We start from the raw sequence: 18,816 nt of genomic DNA, 5'->3' as shown, positions 1-18,816 counted from the left end.
AAGTCAACTTATTAACACTAGGGCTGTTTGAATGTTTAACTGATTCTGAATATGCCAAAAGCAACATTATTGCATAATCCCAAAGCCGGAGAAGAGGCTTTTACACCAAACGAACTCGTTTCAAAAATAGAGGCTCAAAATATAGATTGCGTTTATAGATCTGTTAGAGATGACTGGACAAAAATAGATGAGCAGACTGATTTTTTAATAGTTGCCGGGGGCGACGGAACCGTAAGGAAAGTTACAGAAACACTTCTGGAGCTGGATCTTCATCAAACTTATCCTATTGCCTTGCTCCCCTCAGGCACGGCAAATAATATTGCAAGAACTCTTAGTCTTTCTGATGACGAAGACCTGGTGATCAGCCACTGGCAAAATCCGAAGATCAAAAAGTACGATGTAGGACGGATCCATAATTTAAAAGGCTCTTCATTTTTCCTTGAAAGTTTCGGCTACGGGGTATTTCCTGTTCTAATGACGGAAATGGGTAAACAGGAGGAAGGTTTGAAGGATACGCCCGAGAAGAAACTGAAGCTTGCTGTCGAAATTTTACATCAGATCATCGAAAGTTATGAACCAGCTTATTGTGAGCTGGAGGTGGACGGAATTGATCACTCGGGGAAATTTCTACTGGTAGAGATCATGAACACCCAGTCGATAGGCCCAAATCTTGTTCTTTCTCCGCATGCAAATCCGGGAGACGGTGAATTTGAAGTAGTACTGATCCCTGAAAGTCAGAAGGAAAAATTGCTTAATTATGTGGGAAATAAACTCCAGGGAATAGAAGCTCCAAATTTATTTGACATTTGCAAGGCGAAGAATATAAAGATTAAATGTCATGATCTGCTTGCTCACGTAGATGATGAAACGGTAGAGATCCATCAACAGGCCGAGGTGAGAATTGAATTAATTGAAGGTATGCTCGAATTTATGGTTTAATTTTAAAGCAATGAATGAAAAAATAATAGCTACAGCAATTGCAGATAATAAAGGTGAAATCTATGAAACTGATATTGTTGCAGGTAATCATTTCTTTATTGCTGACGAACCGGAAGAGGTTGGCGGGCAGGATGAAGCTCCTTCACCCATAGACTATCTATGTGCTTCTCTTGCTTCTTGTAAAGCTATTACGCTTAGAATGTATGCAAGGCGAAAGGGTTGGAATGTTGAATCTATCAGAGTAGAAGTGAAACTTAGAAAAACGGAAGATCCTTCGTTTGTTGTAAATTCTTTTTTCTGTAAGTTGGAGATAACTGGAAATCTTACGGATGAACAAAGATCCCGGATGTATAAAATTGCTGAAGCCTGTCCCGTAGAAAAGCTATTGACACAACCAATAGAAATAATAAACGAAAAACACTAAAAAAACTCCTCAGGGTTATGGGAACCCTGAAGAGTAACCTAAACCTTATCACAATTTGAGACAAAAATAATAGCCGAAAATTTGTTTGTCAAGAGTCCGATTAATTTTTTTGTACCTGCTTATGAGGAGTTATTTCTAAAGCGTTTCAATCCAGGAGAAATGTTTCTGTATAATTTCTGTTTTATGGTTTCGAACATGTTCAAGATAGGCTGATGCCACTGGTGGTAATTTTTTGTTCCTGAGCCATATGAGACGCCAAGTGGATCTGATAGGCAGCTCTGGAACTGGAATGATTTTCAAATCCCCATCCAATATTTCATTCCTGATCCCAATAAGCGGCATAACTGAATATCCCAGTCCCGCCAATACTGCTTGCTTTACCGCCTCATTCGATGTTAGTTCAAGCCGTTTTTTCATGCGTATTTTTTTCTTCTCCAAAAAATTTTCCATGACAAGCCTCGTCGCTGAACCTTCCTCCCTGTAGATCATGGGTAATTCTTCCAGCAAGCTAATGTTTTTCTGATTTACATCTATCTCGCTTTCCCTGTTCCCTACCAGGAAGAGTTTATTTTCGATGAGAGGTTCGTCCTGTACTTTAAGTTTGTCGGGCAGTACTGATACAAGGCCAAAATCTGCCTCGTTATTCTCCAGCGACCGGATCACTGAAGCCCGGTTCGTTACGTCCATTTTTAGTTCTATGGCCGGCTTATCTTGTATGAAAGTGGAAAGGAAGTAGGGCATTACATATTTCCCTGTTGAGGCTATTGCTATTCGTAGTCGCCCGTATAATCGACCCTTATAAGCACTCGTACGATAGTCGATCTCTTCCACCTGTGTAAGGATCTGCTCGGCTAGTTCTGCTATCTCTTTTCCAAAGTCGGTTATGTGCAGTTGCCGGCCGATTACCTCTGTTAAGGGAATATCAAACTGGTCCTGAAAGTTCTTCAGCTGAATGGATACGCCTGGCTGAGTTAAAAAAAGTTCTTCAGCAGCCTTAGTAACGCTTTGGGTCTGAACTATTTTGGAAAATACCTGGAGCTGATGTAATGTGTACTTCATAAATACTTTTTATGGATAGCATAGCGAATATAAATAAAAACAAATGAGATAGCACTGGTAAATTTACCCTATTAAAAGTGTAGTTTATTAATGGCAGAACAGAATATATCTATAAGAGCTGCAGGCGCGAAGTTACTTCAGCTTATCAGCCTTGAAAGAAAAGAAGTTAGCAGGATCTATTTATTTGCAACATTAGGGGGACTTATTCAATTGTCTTTGCCCCTCGGCATCCAGGCAATCATCGGTTTGCTTTTTGGGGGTATTATCACAGCTTCTTTAGTAGTGTTGATATCATTTGTTGTAGGGGGTGTTTTACTCGCAGGAGTGTTTCAGATTTTTCAGATGAGGGTAACTGAGAGTATCCAGCAACGCATCTTTGCCCGTTTAACTTTTGCCTATGCGAACCGGATACCGAAAATTGATTTGCTTAGTGTAGACAGCTATTACCTTCCCGAACTAGTTAACCGTTTCTTTGATACGGCAAGCTTACAGAAAGGCTTGTCTAAGCTTTTACTAGATTTTCCTGCCGCCACTATTCAGATCGTTTTTGGCTTAACATTACTAAGTTTTTATCATCCCATCTTTATTGCCTTTGGTCTTATTTTAATCCTGATCGTCTATCTGTTATTTTATTTTAGTAGTGGCAGAGGCTTTAAAACAAGCTTGCAGGAGAGCGATTATAAATATGAGGTAGCTCATTGGCTGGAGGAGATATCCAGAACTATTAAAACTTTTAAGTTCTCCCATAGCGAATTACACCTTCGGAGAACGGATAAGTTAACAGCAGGTTACCTTGATGCCAGAACGGCTCATTTCAAAATACTTTTAATGCAATACAAGGTTTTAATAGCCTTTAAGGTTCTTATAACAGCCTCAATGCTTATTATGGGGGCATTCCTTTTAACCCAACAGCAAATAAACCTGGGGCAGTTTGTAGCAGCCGAGATCATTATCATTGTGATACTGAACTCCGTTGAGAAACTAATAGTTAGCCTTGAAACGGTATATGATATTTTAACCTCTATCGAAAAGCTGGATAAGGTTTTGCAAAAGCCACATGAACAGGAGCGTGAATTGGAACAGGGACTAGACAGTATTCTTGGTAAACCTTTAAACGTTGCTGTGCGTAATCTCCGTTTCGCATATCCAGGCTCCAATCCAATTTTCGATAATCTGTCTTTTGATATTGCCCCAGGTGAAAAAGTGCGGGTTGCAGGAAAGCAGGGGGTAGGTAAAACTACTCTTTTAAGGATCCTGGCAGGCTTATATCCTGAGTTTACCGGATCCATCATTGTGAATGGTATTCCTCTTAAAAATATTCCGGTAGAGCATTGGAGGAAGAGAGTGGCTGTTTTCTTTGCCCAGGAAGAACTGTTTGGTGGAACCCTGATTGATAACTTAACCATTGGTAATGCAGACATCTCTTTGCCTCAAATTGTAGAAGTTTGTGAACTGGTAGGATTGAGGGAATTTGTAGAAAGTCATAAAGACGGTTATCAGGTGCAGTTAGACCCCATGGGGCAAAGGCTTTCAAACAGCATCGTGTCCAAGATCCTGATGGCTCGTTGTTTTTTAAACAGGCCTTCTTTGCTTATCCTTGAAAATGGCTGGCAAAGTATTGAACCGGAATACAGGACTAAAATCATTAATAAGTTAATTGACGACAAGAGCTTTAGCCTGCTGGTGGTGACAGAAAATGAGGAGCTTTGTTCGAAGTGTGATAAGGTGATATCTCTTAATTAGATAAAGGAAAGCGATGTTCTTAGAGAAAAATATAGACAACAAGAAACTGATGCAGTACGAGTCGTTCCGGAAGGCAATGCTGGGTAAACATCATTCTAATAAAAAATGGCCAATTATTATTGTCATTATTCTTATTCTGGCCCTGTTCCTGCCGTGGACGCAGAACATTAAATCCAGGGGAGAGGTATCTTCGATTGATCCGCAACAGCGTACACAGGAAGTTAATACCATTATTCCGGGCCGGATCCTGAAATGGTATGTAAGAGATGGAGCTATGGTAAAAGAAGGTGATACACTGCTGCAATTAGCAGAAGTAAAAGACGATTACCTGGATCCTCAGTTAGCTGATCGTACTGCCGAACAGCTGCAAGCCAAGACAGAAGCTATGAAGTACTATAGTGGAAAGGCTGGAACTACAGAATCGCAAATGACGGCTTTACAACAAGCCCTCTCGCTGAAGACGGAGCAGTTGAGAAATAAGTTGAAGCAATATACCTTGCAAGTTAAGACAGATAGTATGGCAATGATTGCTGCAAATAGCCAGTTAAAGATTTCTGATGAGCAGCTTAAGAGGCAGAAAGAGCTTTATACTGCAGGGTTGAAATCGCTTACTGAATACGAGCAACGCCAGCAGTATTACCAGGATGCCCTGGCAAAGAAAATGAGTGCTGAAAATAAGTATTACAACAGTCGGAACGAACTTTTGAATATCCAGCTTGAGCTTTCTTCCGTGAAACAGGATTACGCCGAGAAGATGTCGAAGGTTTCCGGTGAAAAGTTTTCAGCTTTATCTCAGGCTGCTACCGGACAAGCAGAAGTATCAAAGCTTCAGAATCAGCTGCACAATTACAGGACCCGTCGGGGATTTCACTACATATTAGCTCCTCAGAGTGGCCAGGTAGTACAGAACGTTAAGGCAGGGATCGGCGAGATTGTGAAAGACGGAGAAAAACTTTTAAGTATTGTTCCTCAAAACTTTGATCGTGCAGTAGAGATGTATGTAAGTCCTAATGATCTTCCGCTTTTATCAAAAGGACAGCTAGTCAGGATCCAGTTTGACGGGTTTCCGGCAATAGTGTTTTCAGGATGGCCACAGGCCTCTTATGGAGTTTTCTCCGGTGAAATTGCTGCGGTTGATAATAGTATAGGAGAAAATGGAAAGTTCCGGGTTTGGATAAGTCAGATGGAAGGCGAAAAGCCCTGGCCAAAGAATCTACAGTTTGGAACTGGCTGTCAGGCCATAGCCCTTTTAAATAATGTTCCTGTTTGGTACGAGCTATGGCGGCAGTTGAATGGATTCCCTGCAGATTTCTATAAAGTTGAAAAGCCTAAGAAGGATTCAAAAAAGTAGAGATGAAAAAGATCGCTTTAATTATTTTGATTTGTTCTTTCGGGAAGCTTTTACAGGGGCAGGAACGAAAACTTTCGATGACCGAGTATCTTAGCCTGATAAAAGAATATCACCCCGTGGCACTGCAGGCTGGATTAAATACCCAACGCGCTTTTTTGCAAAGGCGTCAGGCCCTGGGAGGTTTCGATCCGAAAATAGAGGTCAACGGTGGCCAGAAAACATACGATGGTAAGGAATATTATAATTATGTAATCCCTGAGGTGAAGCTGCCTCTTTGGTATGGTATTGATTTAAAAGCAAACCATACTCAATATAAAGGGAATTATGTGAACCCGGAAAATAAGGTGCCCGAGGAAGGATTAAGTTATTTTGGGTTATCTGTTCCCCTTGGTAAGGGTCTGTTCCTTGACGAACGCCGCGCAGCTTTAAAGCAGGCAGCTGTATTTGGTAAACAAGCGAAGGCTGAGCAGCAGCAGATTCTGAATAATTTATTTATTTCTGCATCTCAGGTCTATACTGAATGGATGAATGCCTGGCTGAACAGGAGGGTGTATGAGGAGGCAGTTAAGCTTGCACAAGTAAGACTGGAAGGAACAAAAACGTTGTTTAAGAATGGTGATAAACCTGCCATCGATACTATTGAGGCCTCTGTTCTGCTGCAATCAAGGGAGCAAAAGCTCGCAGAGTACACTTTGGCACTGGCCAATAAGCATAATGAATTAGCTTCCTATTTATGGGTAGAAAACCTTGCTCCTGTAGATCCGCAAAAGCTGGCAGTCTATCCTGATACCGCACTTATTTATGAGAAGGCACCTGAGGATCTCCTTCGCAGGGAGGTGAATCAGGTGCTTCAAAGGAGCCTGGACGTACAATTGTCAAGATTGAAGATCGAACAGCTGGATATAGAACGGAGGTTGAAACTGGAAGAGGTGAAGCCGGAATTAAATGTAAATCTAGGTGTGTTGAATAAGGGTTTTAATCCTGTTAGTAATCTGGATCCCGACTACTTTGCCAATAATCAGAAAATTGGCTTCACTGTAGCTTTGCCTTTAACTTTCACGAAGCAGAGAGCTGCTTATAGTTTAAGCAGATTAAAGATTCGGGAAGCTGAGTACTCTCTTTCTGATAAGCAGAACACAGTTGCTGTTAAATGGAATAACTACGTAAACGAATACTCGACGCTTAATAACCTGCTTGCATCTAATACGACGATACAGAAAAGTAATCAGCAGCTTTTACAAGGTGAAGAAATGAAATTCAGGTATGGCGACAGTTCCATCTTCATGATAAACAGTCGCGAGCAAAAAGTGCTGGAAACTCAGGAGAAACTGTATGACCTATACAGTAAACGTATAAAGGTGATCCAAAGTCTCAAATGGTTGGTGAATGATCTTGACGTAACTGAGTAAGCGCAGTTGGCAAATTTTAAAATTTGCCAACTGATTCCTCGTAGGTAGGACCATAAAGACCGGGAGCTTTATTTCCACTTGCCCGAAGGTAAACGATCATTTCTCCCCGGTGATGATAAAGGTGATTGAACAGGAAGCCACGTGCTACCGCGCCCCTCGGCATTGGTCCCAGAACAGTTCGGTCACCGACTTTCATTGTCCACATTGATTGCAGGCTTTCTTCTGTTGTGGCTTGCAGGGCAGTCCGGGCTTTCGCTACGTTGCTTTCAAAAAGGTCGAGCGTAGCTTGAATGTTTCCTGGATCTGCTCGTTCCAGATCATCAGCAGCAATATCATAGACATCCTGGGTGAGGGTACCAACATACCAGTAGTAAATGGTGGCGATATGCTGTGCTAATTCACCCATGGTCCACGAAATCTCCGAGGGTTTAAAATCAACATTTTTTTCTGGAATAGCCTGCAGCAACTTTCTTGTGCTGTTTACTTCATGTTCAAATTCAGCAATCAAAGATTGTAGTATCATGACGTGTTTTTTTAAGATATAAAAACCTCTGGAAGTCTGAAAAGTTTCCCGTTCGCTAGTAAGACAGGCTGCTTGAATAATCAAGATGGACCATTCATTTATCATTTATTTGCTGATACTATATTTTAATGATACGAGCCCGGTCTCATATGTTTTACTTTCCAGTAGAGTGAGGTGAATACGCTGATCCAGCTCCCGGAACAATAATTTGCCACTACCGAGAAGGATAGGATGAATAGAAAGCCAAAGTTCATCTATCAGACCTCCCTGCATTAGCCAATCCGTAAGCGATGCTCCGCCGAAAAGCCAAATGTCTTTACCCGGCTGTTCTTTTATTTTTTGAATTTCTTTTATACTATCTCCTGATATAAGCACTGCTCCCTTTTTCACACTTTGTAAGGTGTTTGAAAAAATATACTCCTTTACAGGAGGCATCCCTGGAACTAACTCTCCTCCGTTTGCTTCCGCATATTGCAGAGCCATTTCATAACTTTTCCTACCCATGAAGAGGGCATCGATTCCTGCAAAAAATTCGTCAAGTCCATAATCCTGGTCTGTAAAGCACCAGTCATATTCACCATTAGGCCCTTCTATATAGCCGTCAAGGCTAACTGCTAATCCTAAAATTACTTTTCTCATTTGTATTAATTTTCATGCAATTTGCATAGCTCCAACAAATTTGAATTGTATAAAACGGACATTAATATAATATATGGGAAGAGGAAAATAGTTCCTTTGGTGATACTCCGCTAAACTCTTTGCAATCTCGTATGAAGTGCGATTGATCGTAATAACCGCTTTCGTGCGCTACTCTTGTAAGTTGATTTGAAGGATACTGTTTATAATAGTGCAAAGAGTAGAGAAACCTGTTGACGCGGAAGTATTCTTTTGGAGATAAGCCTATAATTTCCTGAAATTTTCTCGATAAATGACGTTGTGTAATACCCATCGCTTCGCTTACTTGCTTTACAGACAGCAGTTGAGTGGAGGCTACATTTAATATTAAGGATAGATCAATATGATTATCTCCTTCACATTTCTCCAGTTCCTTTAATAGGAATTCTTGAATTACTGTAGCTCGGTCTTCATTGTTAATCTGATTCAGAAGTTGATCTTCCAGCTCATTCATGTGATGTTTCCAAAGCTCTGATAATTCTACTGTTTGATCAGTTATCGTATGCATAGGCAGATGGAAAAACTTATAGGCCATTCCTGGATAAAAGCAAACAGCAATACAGCCCGAGCCTTTGCGCATCTTTACATTATTAGGCTTACTCATGCGTGAGTTAACAATACTGGAATTAAAAACCTTCCGATCTATTATTGCAATAGGGGTACTGGTGTAATTGATAAAAAGTTCCACACATGCGTCCGGAAGTACAAGGATGCCTTGATTGTCTGCATCTCCTTCGCACTCCATTGAACATATTAGTTTAATATATTGCTGAAGTTCGGGAAAGATTTTATGGACTTGAAGATGCATAATTTGTAAAGATATAAATTGAAGAGGTGTGAGTTATCCCAAAAAAGAGAAAACCTGAGACCTGAAACTGAGTTATTTTATAGGATCTTATTCTTTAGGGATAAGCAGGATTTAAAATTATGAAACAAGCATTTATTATATCAGCATTTATTATAACAGTAGTAATCGGCGCATTCGTTGTACGAAGTATGGGAGCCTTTTCTGGAAGTTCGGTGTCAGCTCAGACCGAAGAGGGGAAAGAAAGCAAAAAGGACAAAAAGAAAAAGAAAGACAAGAGCAAAGACGATGAGCCCTCTGAAGGTATTGTTATAAGGCAAAAATGGGATATGCCAGATGTTTTAAAGGAAATATCAGCGCTTACCTATATTGATAGAGATAGGTTTGGATGCGTTCAGGATGAAATAGGCAAGATCTTCATTTACAATACTTCAACAAAGAAAGTAGAAAAAGAAATTCCTTTTGCAGGGACAGGTGATTATGAAGGTTTGGCGATCGTTAATCAAACAGCCTATGTGTTGAGAGCGGACGGACAGATATTCGAAGTCAAAAATTATTTGTCGGGAAAGCCGGAGACTGTACTTCACAAAACCCATCTTACAGTAAAGCACGATACCGAAGCAATGTGTTATGATAGTAAGAATAATCGCCTATTAGTAGCGGTAAAAGGGTCTGAAGGAAGTGATGTTGGCTATAAGGGTATTTATAGTTTCGATCTAAAAAGCTTTAAGATGGCTAAGGAACCAACCTATAAAATCAATTTTGACCATCCTGTTTTTGAAAAAGTGAAAGCGAAGAAGCAGGAATCCGTTATTGCTCCTTCAGCCATTGCTATCCATCCTCAAACGGGTGACATTTACATCACCGAAGGCACTAAGCCGAAACTTCTTATAATGGATAAGAATGGTAATATTAAAGATCTCAGAAAGTTAAATAAGTCTGACTTTAATCAGCCTGAAGGCATTATCTTCAGGCCAGATGCAAGTTTGTTTGTTTCCAATGAGGGAACAAAAACTCCTGGAAATATTCTTGAAATTGAAGCTTTGTAGAGCAACAAGAAAATTATCTGAAAAGAGCCTGAGTTCCCTGAATTCAGGCTCTTTTTGATTTACCAGGTAATATGGTAAATGCTTACGGAAGGATCTTCTGTTGTTTCAACTACCACCTATTAATTTCCTATCACTGGGTCTCAGATACCAGGACACTATTGTCAGCACGGTTAATAGTGCGGGACCGAAGAATTCTATTAAAGGATCTCCCATCGCTGCATGAGAAAAAATTGCCCCTGTCATGATAAAAAAAAGCCTGCATATGCCCATTCTTTTAATAGTGGGAGCCGGGGAATGAGTACAGCGATTACTCCCAATATCTTCCATATTCCAATAATGGTGAGGAAGTATCCCGGATATCCCGCTGGAGTATACGATTACTATTCTGCACTGTTTACTTGTCTTTGTATTGTTTTGGCTCCGTAAAGACCGGCTGCAATCAGTAAGAACCAAACACCACTATCAAGAGGGCTAGCTTCATCCGTATCGGGACATTCTGCGAAAGGGTCAAGCTTATTATCGCATTCATCGGCTAACGTTTTTGTGTATGTAGCTAATAATAAAGCTGCTAATAAAAATATTTTGAGAGAGTTCACGTTAGGAGATTATTTCTTAACAAATTTTTTAGTTCCTATTACATTCCCATGCCTGCGGTCCTTAATCTTAAGGAGGTAAGTCCCACTCAGTAAGTTCCCCACGTTCACCTGGTCCCCTTCGACGGACTGTAGTCTCCTGCCTTGTAAATCAAATACGGCGAGTTCTAATTCCCCCTCGTAAGCACTAGCCTTTACGAAAAGTACCTTTTCGACAGGATTAGGGTAAACTGAAACTTCTAAGTCTTTACTTAATTGCCAGGTTATACTCGTAATTTCAGAGTAGGTATTATCACTAAGGCTGACCTCCCTTATTCTGTAATAGTTTATCCCAATCACGGGATCGTTGTCGACAAAGGAGTATGTTTGAGCTGTTGAAGAATTACCTGCTGCAGTAATGGAGGCAATGGTACTGAACGTTCTACCATCTGTTGATCTTTCTATTTCGAAACTTTTGCTATTGATTTCCTGAGCGGTAGTCCAGTTTAAAGCCGCCCCTGTAGAGGTCCTTGATACCCTAAAGTCTTTAAAATTTACCGCCAGAGTTTTTGCCGGGTTGATCAATAATGAAAGTCGATCTGCACCGTAAGTACTCGAATTACTTGCGTCAATTTGAAAATTATAATCACTGTTGCTAACCACTGGTGTTATTGTACCCAGAAGCTTGTCTTTTAAAGCTAGTTCGTAAAGAGAGCTCTGAGGGACTTCTGTAAAGTGCAACGTTAATTGACCTGAGGACGAAGCATTCACGTTAAGAGGGATCTCCTTCAGGTCCTCCCAGGGTAGCGTGTTTATGGCCAGAGAGATATTATCAGAGGAGAGCGATGACAAGTTCACAGATGTACCTGAAAAATAAGTTGCATCATTTTCGTCTGCGGCTTTGGAGAAGTCATCCCTGAATGCAATCAAAGCTTCTTCTGTGTTTTTCTCGTCTGCCAAACTCATCCTAAGGATCTTAGCGGCGTTCGAATTGATTGAAGTGGTTAGAGAAGCAGAGTTAAGCTTAAGTGACTTATTTGAAATTGCTTCTTCAGGCCGGTTTAAAAGTCTACCCGGAATAATGTCGTCACCGTTTTTCTTAACACTTTCATTAAATCGCAATATGCCACCTCCTTCAATTGCGCTAACGTAAAATGCCTGTCCAGGCTGAATATATCTTGATCCTGAATTAACAGATACATTAAGAACTGTATGGTAAGTTGCAGCTGCCTGGCCGGCTTTAACAATGGTGATAACAGGATTTATCCCAGTGGATGCATCTCTCACTTCCTGAATGTCTATCGTTGATGCATAGGGATTCCCTGCTAACAAATATCCGTTATACGGATCCCCCGGATTGCTGCTATTCGGTACCGGAATCTCAATATCTCCCTGGTTCAACGGTCCTTTGTATATCACTGTGACACTTTCAGGAAGAGCGAATGGAGAGTTTAATTTCGTAGATGGATTTGTACGATTTCCGCGAAAGAATAGCATGAAGCCCATTCCAGGAGGATTAGCTGCATCATCAAGGGTTTCAATTGGAATGAATGCTGATTGAGAAGCTCCGGCAGCTTCATTGTAGTTGGTGATCGTAACAGCATAAGGCTGACCTTTTCCACCGGCATCGAATCCTCCGGCTACACCTGTGGGGCCCGTTACTAGCATAAATGCTTGTAGCTGCTCATAAATATTAGTACTGCTGATTGGTGCACTCATGGCCCGGGTTCCTCTTAAAGTAGATGCTCCACCCTTTATAAAGGATTGAACGTTTACATCGCCGGTTATGGTAGCGTCGCCAATTAGCGGTGCAACATTTGCATTTGAGTTTTCTGCAGCAAGAAGCGTAAGGTTTCCATTCGAGGCTAGTTCACAACCTGGACCTACGGTAAGGGTGCGGGCTACGGTAACAGGTCCTCTTGCGAGATTGGCCGTAACAGGAAAAGATTCACCTCTACTGGCAGTAATTGTCAGATCTTTATAGTTTAGAGCACCCACCTCCTGAACTGTTGAAGATTCCCCATTATAGGTGTACAAACCAGTGACGGTAGTTCCTGTACTTGAATTTTTCCAGTCGCCGCCTATCGTGACAGGAATAGCGCCTGTAAAGAGGGCCTGGCTACCCCAGACATTCTTTACAACGTATATCGAAGAAATATTAGTAAAAGCTACAGCAGCGTTTACGTCCAGGTTCCAGTTGATACGTAGCTGTCCTTCACTGCTTGCTTTTATAGTTTTTGTTCCTGTTCCTGCCAGATAAAGACTGAAATATTCCATACTTGCCGGAACTTCCTGATTGCTATTTCCATTGAAAGAAATAATACTTTCAGCTGTGTTGTGCCCAATAGCTGTACCAGGGCTTAGTACTCCTGCAATAAAAATATTTGCCACATCAAGAGTGCCGTCAGTTTTATATGGGGCACTCTCAAAAACTTTATTATAATTTGAGAAACTAAGGTTCCCATAAGTGCCACTAATTACTGTTTGTCCATCGCTCTGCTTATTGTAAATTACAGTTCCCGCGGATGCACTACCCAAACTGCCCTCCGTTTTGTTTATATCAGAGTTTAAGGTCAGGGTAGAGGTGTTAACATTAAACAAGCCTGTTTTGAGACTAAGTGCTCCGCTAACTGTGCAATTAGAGGAGAGCACAACACCTGCAGGATTATTTATGGTTAAATCACTGATGGTTGCAGGTAACCCGTTGCCGGTGATCTGAGCAACAGTGCCATTGAAGATATAATCGGCACCAGTATTAAAAATGCGGGAACTTGTTTGAATTGCACCCGTATTTCCGGAGGAAGAAATTCCAGCAGGATGAGCGGTCTCTAAAGTAGCACCTGAAGAAAGGGTGAAACTTCGGCCAGTCACAACGCTTGTTCCCAGTGAAAGGGTAGAGCCACTGTTTACAGCGAAGTCAACAACTGAGCCTATAGTGTTATTAGAAGCAGTGAAAGTCTGGTTACCCGCTTTGTTGAAAATTATTTTTGCTGTTCCACCTGTTGCAGCGCTGAGCGTGCCGCCCGTATGAGAGAAGTTCCCTCCAATATTAACTGTACCGGTGCCTGCTGAAACCACATTGAAAATCCCTGCAGTGTGAATATAATCTCCGGAAATTGTTAACGCTGCCGTGGTGTTATTTAACATCATTGAGCCTGTACCTGTGGAGGCAATCTTGAAATTACCACTAACACCCATGGTAGCTACTCCCATTACCAAAGCTGAAGTTTGAGAGGGGCAATTCCATGTGAAATTATAGAAGGTTTCGCCTGTCAGGCCTGTGAGGGTAGTTGCACTGGTAATACCAGTAACAAGGCAAGTCGTTTCTTCGCCCCAAATGGCATTGGGAATCGTACCACCGTTTCTGGCATGCTCATAAAGGGCGGCATTGTCGAAAAGATAGTTTATTGTTGGAAGGTTGGCTGAGCCCGCGTTTTTAAGAGATCCTCCATTGATCCATAACGTGGCCGTCCCATTGGCATTCTCTAACGTTCCAAGAATATTTAAACTTCCATTAACTTCTGCGTCTACATTAGTCCCAGCTATGTTGTTTAATGTTAGTGTCCGGTTGCTGTTTACTATCACTGTTCCGCCTGTTTCAATTACAAGTTGATCAACTGTTAGGCTTGTCGCTACATTTACCGTGTGTCCGCCCCGGACAGTAATTACTCCGTTTGAATTGGTAGGTGCTGTAGTTGGTGTCGCCCAGGTACTCCCACCCCAACGCTCCCATGTGCTGATAGTGCCCCAGTCGCCGTTACCTTTGCTCCTGTAATCCCCAATAGCAAGGGAGCGCTGGTTTTCTGTGGCAGGATCAGTTGATAAATAATTTGTAAAGGAGGAGGAACCGTTATAGGAATATATGGCAACATAGTAGGTAGTACCCGCGGCAAGTCCGCTAACTCTTACATTATTTCCTGAACCACTATAAATGGCATAATTGCCACTGCCTGATGCACTTCCGGAACCATAAGTTGTATTTGTAGGATACGAAATCCCATCAACAGGAATAAAGTTGACTACTCCCGTTGATTTTATAAATACGATACTGTTAGTACCAGGAGCAGGCGTCCAATTAATGGTCATCGCTCCGCCATCTACATCAGAAAATGTAATAGCTGAAGCTTGTGTTTCTGGTTCAGAGGCAAGAACATTAAATTGGGAACTTGAACCGGCAATGAGACTTAGACCAGACGTCCGTGTTGCAGTAAGTGTTCCTGTTCCGAACGAATTGTATTTTGTACCACTAATCGTAGCGGAGTTTGTACCGGAGGAAATCGTTCCGGAAATTGTTCCGGACAAAGCTCCGGCAGTCCCACTGCTGGTAAGGTTGAAGGCTGTGTTCGTTGCAACCATTGCGGGTTGATTATTTGCGTCTTGTGCCTGAACTGTAACACTGAATGGGGTGCCAGAAACAGGCGTTGAGGGAGAAATGGAAGTTATGACCAGCTTTGTTGGTGCGATAAACCCGTTATCGCGACCTATTGCAAAATACTTGGTCCCGGTACTTAAATCACCCAGGGTATTGAAGCTAGTGGATGATGAGAAAGTATAAGGATTGTTTCCGGCTTTGTTAGCGGTATTCTGAGTCCAATAAGTACCATTATAAAAACCGATGAAGTTATAAGTAGCGCTTACGAAACTGCCTCCCTCTTCACCTGAATTGTATTGGGCTACAACTGATAAATTACTCCCATTAGCTGTAGTTTCAGTGACCGCCCATCGACGGTTAACAGTTTGACTGGCACTTGCAATTGTTGCAGGAATAATTCCGTCTATTACTCTTACGCCAAAAATGTCTGAAGTTCCGGAATTAGTAAAGGTTATAGGGTTGTAGCTTGAGTTACCGACCGGGAAGAGTACAGCTGTATTGGAAACAGTTCTTTTTAACTGACCTGTACCATCAGTTTTAATATAAGAAGTCGACTTATATCCACTTATTGATCCGGCTGACGCAATTGTTAGGTTGTTATTGCCTAATATTAATGATCCCGCAGTAAGCGTAAGTGAACCATTTACTGTGAGGTTCTGGCCAAGAGTGGTTCCAACACTATTAATTGTTAGATTATTTATGGTGTTAGCGGTTGTAGTTGTAAATGCACCCGTAGAAGCACCACGAAATTGGTAGTTTGCACCACTGCTAAAGCTCTTCGTGCCTGTCGTTTGAATTGTACCGCTTGCTCCCAGTCCGTTTGGATGAGATGTGATGATTGTTGCACCACTTCCCAGAGAGAATGGACCCGAAGAGCCATCCATAACTGAGTTGCCAAAATTAACTATCGCCCCATTATTAATAGTAATGGGGATTGCACCAGAAAAGGCTCCTCCTGTTTTAGTATACGTCTGCTCTGACGTTCCGGTAAAATAGATACGTCCGTTTCCGTTTCCTTTTTGGAGGATACCGCCAGAAATTGAAAAATTGCCTTTTACATTTAAGTAAGAATAATAGGAACCGTTAGTGCCTAACAAAGTTAATGTTCCGCCACTTTGCGAGTACGAGCCAACATTTAACGTTCTGTTAGCCGCTAATGTGTTTGCAAGTTGAAGAACACCGGTTCCGGTAGAGGCAATTGAAAAATTTCCGGTTACTGTTGTAAGTCCCCCTGCCATGCTTAATGTATTAGTTTGTCCGGGACAGTTCCATGTGAAGTTATAGAAACTCTGGCCGAAGCCAGCATTCCCTAAAGTGGCTAAAGTGGTGTATCCGATTATTTCACAGGTGGATCCTGTGCTCCAGGTGGCTGTAGGAATCGATCCCGCTGTGGTTGTGAAGTTATGTTGGTATTTCCCTCCATTATTGATCACAATGGTACCTGTTCTGTTGATTGTTCCTGCACTTCGAAATGTTCCTGCGACTGTAAGGTCAGTGCCTGCGCCATTTGGTATAGTAAGAGTAACACCGCTGTTCAGGATCATTTGTGCGCCTGTAGCAACAGTTACCTGGTCAACACTTACATTAGCAGTAATCGTTACGGTATGAGAAGCTTGAATTGTAATCGCTCCCATTGCGTTTGTAGGAGTGCCTTGTGAAGGGGAGGCAATCCAATTGCTACCGTCGTACCGTTCCCAGGTACTCACCGTATTCCAGTTTCCTGTTGTTCTGGTCCTGTAATCACCAGAGGTTTGAGCAAAAGCGCTTTTTAAGGGCAATAAGATAATACTTGCCGCTGCGCACAACATTAATTTTTTGAGAGAGAAACCCATCAACTTAGATTTTAGAGTGCATCCTGCCATTGGCAGAATGCACTTTAGCGTTAATAAAATCTAATTCACTTATGTGAATAAGTCGAGAGCGTTAATTTGTTAAAGGTTAAGTGTGAAATACTTTCCTAAACTCAATTCATTTGGTGCAATTTTTTTTCCAATTATTTTGGTTTCATTTCAGCTGCGAGGTTTTTAATAAGTAAAAGCAAGATTATTAAAAGCGAGAGGTGCTTTAAGGTAATTTTAATTCACATTAGTTAACTATAAAAGTCTAAAAAGAAAATTTTAATAATTGACTTATTGGCTTTTTTGTTCAGTATTGGAAAAATTTATCTGTGGAATTCTTTGCTCTTGATTTTACTTGAATGAGGTTCTTTTTCTACAGAACTACATCAACTTAGGAAACGCAGGTTTAAGATTAATTTTTTACGATGTAAGCATTTTCTATAAATGCGCTGTCTTTATCATCGGGTACCTTTTGCATAGATAATGATGAATCGAAATTTTCCTAAGAAAAAAATATTAGCTTTTTTATTGACCACACTGTCCTATTGTGCCGTAACTGCACAAGAGCAGGGTGTACACCAGCAATCGAAATTATACGAATGGCCTACAGATCCGCTGGTAAAGAAGAAATTGGACAAATGGCAGGATCAAAAGTTTGGAATGATCATCCACTGGGGACTTTATGCTGTTCCTGGGATTATAGAATCATGGTCCATTTGTTCTGAAGACTGGATTGAGCGTGATAGCACTATTGCTTATGAGGATTATAAAAACTGGTACTGGGGACAGAGTAAACTATTCAATCCGGTAAAATTTAATCCGGAGCAATGGGCAAAAGCGGGAAAGGATGCGGGTATGAAGTACCTGGTATTTACTACTAAGCATCATGATGGATTTTCTATGTTCGATACAAAAGAAAGCGACTTTAAAATATCTGCCGGCCCTTTCGCTTCAAATCCCCGTGCCGATGTTGCCCGTCATGTTTTTGATGCCTTCAGGAAGCAAGACTTTATGATCGGGGCGTATTTCTCGAAACCCGATTGGCATTCTGAATATTTCTGGTGGCCCAAATATGCGACGGCGGATCGAAATGCAAACTATGATATCCGTAAGTATTCCTGGCGCTGGAATAAGTTCAAGCAGTTCAGTTACAACCAGATCTCTGAACTAATGCATAACTATGGTTCGGTTGATATCCTTTGGCTTGACGGGGGCTGGGTAAGGCCCCTTTCAACCGTTAATGACGAGGTAAGAAGTTGGGGTGCCAAAATTCCGGAAGGAAATCAGGAAATTGATATTCCCCGTATTGCTGCAATGGCAAGGCAAGCGCAACCAGGTTTACTTGTAGTTGACAGAACCGTGCATGGTCCATATGAGAACTATCAAACACCTGAGCAAAGGATTCCTGATCATAAAATCGATAACCCATGGGAGAGTTGTATGACACTAGGCGGTGCCTGGGGATATGTTCCAAATGATCAGTATAAAGACGCAGCAACAGTTGTCCGGTCTTTGATAGAGATAGTAGCAAAGGGCGGAAGTTTATTACTGGGAGTCGGGCCTCGCGCTGATGGCACTTTGCCAGAAGCTGTCGTTGAGCGACTGGAAGATATCGGGAAATGGATGAAGTGGAACGGTTCAGCGATCTACAATACCAGAGCAGTTGATAACTATAAGCAGGGTGATGTTTGGTTTACCAGGAGCAAGGATTCAAAAACTCTTTATGCCCTTTATGCTCCTGCAAGTCAATCTATGCCTGAATATATTTCATGGAACGGTAATGCGCCTCGTGCAGGATCTAAAATGAAGCTCTTAAGTACAGGTGAAACTTTACGTTGGACTAAGGAGAACGGGTCGACGAAAGTTTACTTGCCAACTTCGCTTAAAGATAAAGATGCTCTTTTCAGGGCCGCCATTGCTATTTCTTTTAATACGGCAAAATAGCTTTGTCAACCCAACTCAATGCTAATTGGGCAGTTCGTTTAGAAATTCAAAAAAAAATAATATTGTTGTAAGCATATATTAAGAAATTATTGTCCTTCTATTAAACGGAGGTG

Annotated in this window: 14 protein-coding genes; 7 read left to right on the top strand and 7 right to left on the bottom strand. The window is 41.5% G+C overall.

The features are described 5' to 3' along the window. Positions 1-51 precede the first annotated feature (51 nt). Positions 52-939 carry a diacylglycerol/lipid kinase family protein gene (locus tag J4N24_RS04240; protein ID WP_207532412.1) on the top strand — a complete coding sequence of 296 codons (888 nt, stop codon included), beginning with the start codon at positions 52-54 and terminating at the stop codon, positions 937-939. Positions 940-949: 10 nt separating this feature from the next. Continuing rightward, positions 950-1,363 (top strand): OsmC family protein, encoded by a 414-nt coding sequence (locus J4N24_RS04235; RefSeq protein ID WP_207532411.1) that lies wholly within the window; start codon positions 950-952, stop codon positions 1,361-1,363. A gap of 135 nt (positions 1,364-1,498) precedes the next feature. On the opposite strand, the gene J4N24_RS04230 is transcribed toward J4N24_RS04235, so the two are convergent. Continuing rightward, complete coding sequence (locus J4N24_RS04230; RefSeq protein ID WP_207532410.1) at positions 1,499-2,422, bottom strand: LysR family transcriptional regulator; 924 nt, start codon at positions 2,420-2,422, stop codon at positions 1,499-1,501. 90 nt (positions 2,423-2,512) lie between these two features. Between J4N24_RS04230 and J4N24_RS04225 the strand changes: the two genes are divergently transcribed. From J4N24_RS04225 to J4N24_RS04215, 3 genes are read left to right on the top strand one after another with little or no spacing between them, the layout of a single operon-like run. Next, positions 2,513-4,165: a peptidase domain-containing ABC transporter gene (locus tag J4N24_RS04225; protein ID WP_207532409.1), complete on the top strand. Its 1,653-nt coding sequence runs from the start codon at positions 2,513-2,515 to the stop codon at positions 4,163-4,165. Positions 4,166-4,178: 13 nt separating this feature from the next. After that, on the top strand, positions 4,179-5,516 hold the full coding sequence (locus tag J4N24_RS04220; protein ID WP_207532408.1) for an HlyD family secretion protein: 1,338 nt from the start codon (positions 4,179-4,181) through the stop codon (positions 5,514-5,516). Between the two features lie 2 nt (positions 5,517-5,518). After that, positions 5,519-6,925 carry a TolC family protein gene (locus J4N24_RS04215; RefSeq protein ID WP_207532407.1) on the top strand — a complete coding sequence of 469 codons (1,407 nt, stop codon included), beginning with the start codon at positions 5,519-5,521 and terminating at the stop codon, positions 6,923-6,925. A gap of 16 nt (positions 6,926-6,941) precedes the next feature. Here J4N24_RS04215 and J4N24_RS04210 read toward each other — a convergent pair whose 3' ends face one another. The 3 genes from J4N24_RS04210 to J4N24_RS04200 all read right to left on the bottom strand — a co-directional run bounded on the left by J4N24_RS04210 (position 6,942) and on the right by J4N24_RS04200 (position 8,931). Then, positions 6,942-7,448, bottom strand: coding sequence for a DinB family protein (locus tag J4N24_RS04210; protein ID WP_207532406.1), 507 nt, complete (start codon positions 7,446-7,448; stop codon positions 6,942-6,944). Between the two features lie 105 nt (positions 7,449-7,553). After that, positions 7,554-8,087, bottom strand: a complete 534-nt coding sequence (locus J4N24_RS04205) for a dihydrofolate reductase family protein (protein ID WP_207532405.1) — start codon at positions 8,085-8,087, stop codon at positions 7,554-7,556. Between the two features lie 61 nt (positions 8,088-8,148). Next, positions 8,149-8,931, bottom strand: a complete 783-nt coding sequence (locus tag J4N24_RS04200) for a helix-turn-helix domain-containing protein (protein ID WP_207532404.1) — start codon at positions 8,929-8,931, stop codon at positions 8,149-8,151. Positions 8,932-9,050: 119 nt separating this feature from the next. Between J4N24_RS04200 and J4N24_RS04195 the strand changes: the two genes are divergently transcribed. Further along, on the top strand, positions 9,051-9,977 hold the full coding sequence (locus tag J4N24_RS04195; RefSeq protein ID WP_207532403.1) for a hypothetical protein: 927 nt from the start codon (positions 9,051-9,053) through the stop codon (positions 9,975-9,977). Positions 9,978-10,216: 239 nt separating this feature from the next. On the opposite strand, the gene J4N24_RS25480 is transcribed toward J4N24_RS04195, so the two are convergent. The 3 genes from J4N24_RS25480 to J4N24_RS04180 all read right to left on the bottom strand — a co-directional run bounded on the left by J4N24_RS25480 (position 10,217) and on the right by J4N24_RS04180 (position 16,753). After that, positions 10,217-10,294 (bottom strand): hypothetical protein, encoded by a 78-nt coding sequence (locus J4N24_RS25480; RefSeq protein ID WP_242691534.1) that lies wholly within the window; start codon positions 10,292-10,294, stop codon positions 10,217-10,219. A gap of 63 nt (positions 10,295-10,357) precedes the next feature. Beyond that, positions 10,358-10,573, bottom strand: coding sequence for a PID-CTERM protein-sorting domain-containing protein (locus J4N24_RS04185; protein WP_207532402.1), 216 nt, complete (start codon positions 10,571-10,573; stop codon positions 10,358-10,360). Between the two features lie 9 nt (positions 10,574-10,582). Beyond that, positions 10,583-16,753 carry a T9SS type A sorting domain-containing protein gene (locus J4N24_RS04180; protein WP_207532401.1) on the bottom strand — a complete coding sequence of 2,057 codons (6,171 nt, stop codon included), beginning with the start codon at positions 16,751-16,753 and terminating at the stop codon, positions 10,583-10,585. Positions 16,754-17,242: 489 nt separating this feature from the next. On the opposite strand from J4N24_RS04180, the gene J4N24_RS04175 reads away from it, so the two are divergent. After that, positions 17,243-18,703, top strand: coding sequence for an alpha-L-fucosidase (locus J4N24_RS04175; protein ID WP_242691508.1), 1,461 nt, complete (start codon positions 17,243-17,245; stop codon positions 18,701-18,703). Positions 18,704-18,816 lie beyond the last annotated feature (113 nt).

It is taken from the genome of Desertivirga arenae (assembly GCF_017355785.1).
In the GTDB taxonomy this organism is placed as follows: Bacteria; Bacteroidota; Bacteroidia; order Sphingobacteriales; family Sphingobacteriaceae; genus Desertivirga; species Desertivirga arenae.
The sequence above is the reverse complement of the archived record's forward strand: the minus strand, read 5'-3'. Positions and strand labels throughout refer to the sequence as shown.

Excerpts from the sequence above, each read along its gene's own strand:
- J4N24_RS04210 (WP_207532406.1), bottom strand. The coding sequence starts at position 7,448 with ATGATACTACAATCTTTGATTGCTGAATTTGAACATGAAGTAAACAGC.
- J4N24_RS04235 (WP_207532411.1), top strand. The coding sequence starts at position 950 with ATGAATGAAAAAATAATAGCTACAGCAATTGCAGATAATAAAGGTGAA.
- J4N24_RS04195 (WP_207532403.1), top strand. The coding sequence starts at position 9,051 with ATGAAACAAGCATTTATTATATCAGCATTTATTATAACAGTAGTAATC.
- J4N24_RS04220 (WP_207532408.1), top strand. The coding sequence starts at position 4,179 with ATGTTCTTAGAGAAAAATATAGACAACAAGAAACTGATGCAGTACGAG.
- J4N24_RS04180 (WP_207532401.1), bottom strand. The coding sequence starts at position 16,753 with ATGGGTTTCTCTCTCAAAAAATTAATGTTGTGCGCAGCGGCAAGTATT.
- J4N24_RS04200 (WP_207532404.1), bottom strand. The coding sequence starts at position 8,931 with ATGCATCTTCAAGTCCATAAAATCTTTCCCGAACTTCAGCAATATATT.
- J4N24_RS04175 (WP_242691508.1), top strand. The coding sequence starts at position 17,243 with ATGATGAATCGAAATTTTCCTAAGAAAAAAATATTAGCTTTTTTATTG.
- J4N24_RS04240 (WP_207532412.1), top strand. The coding sequence starts at position 52 with ATGCCAAAAGCAACATTATTGCATAATCCCAAAGCCGGAGAAGAGGCT.
- J4N24_RS04225 (WP_207532409.1), top strand. The coding sequence starts at position 2,513 with ATGGCAGAACAGAATATATCTATAAGAGCTGCAGGCGCGAAGTTACTT.
- J4N24_RS04205 (WP_207532405.1), bottom strand. The coding sequence starts at position 8,087 with ATGAGAAAAGTAATTTTAGGATTAGCAGTTAGCCTTGACGGCTATATA.
- J4N24_RS04215 (WP_207532407.1), top strand. The coding sequence starts at position 5,519 with ATGAAAAAGATCGCTTTAATTATTTTGATTTGTTCTTTCGGGAAGCTT.
- J4N24_RS04230 (WP_207532410.1), bottom strand. The coding sequence starts at position 2,422 with ATGAAGTACACATTACATCAGCTCCAGGTATTTTCCAAAATAGTTCAG.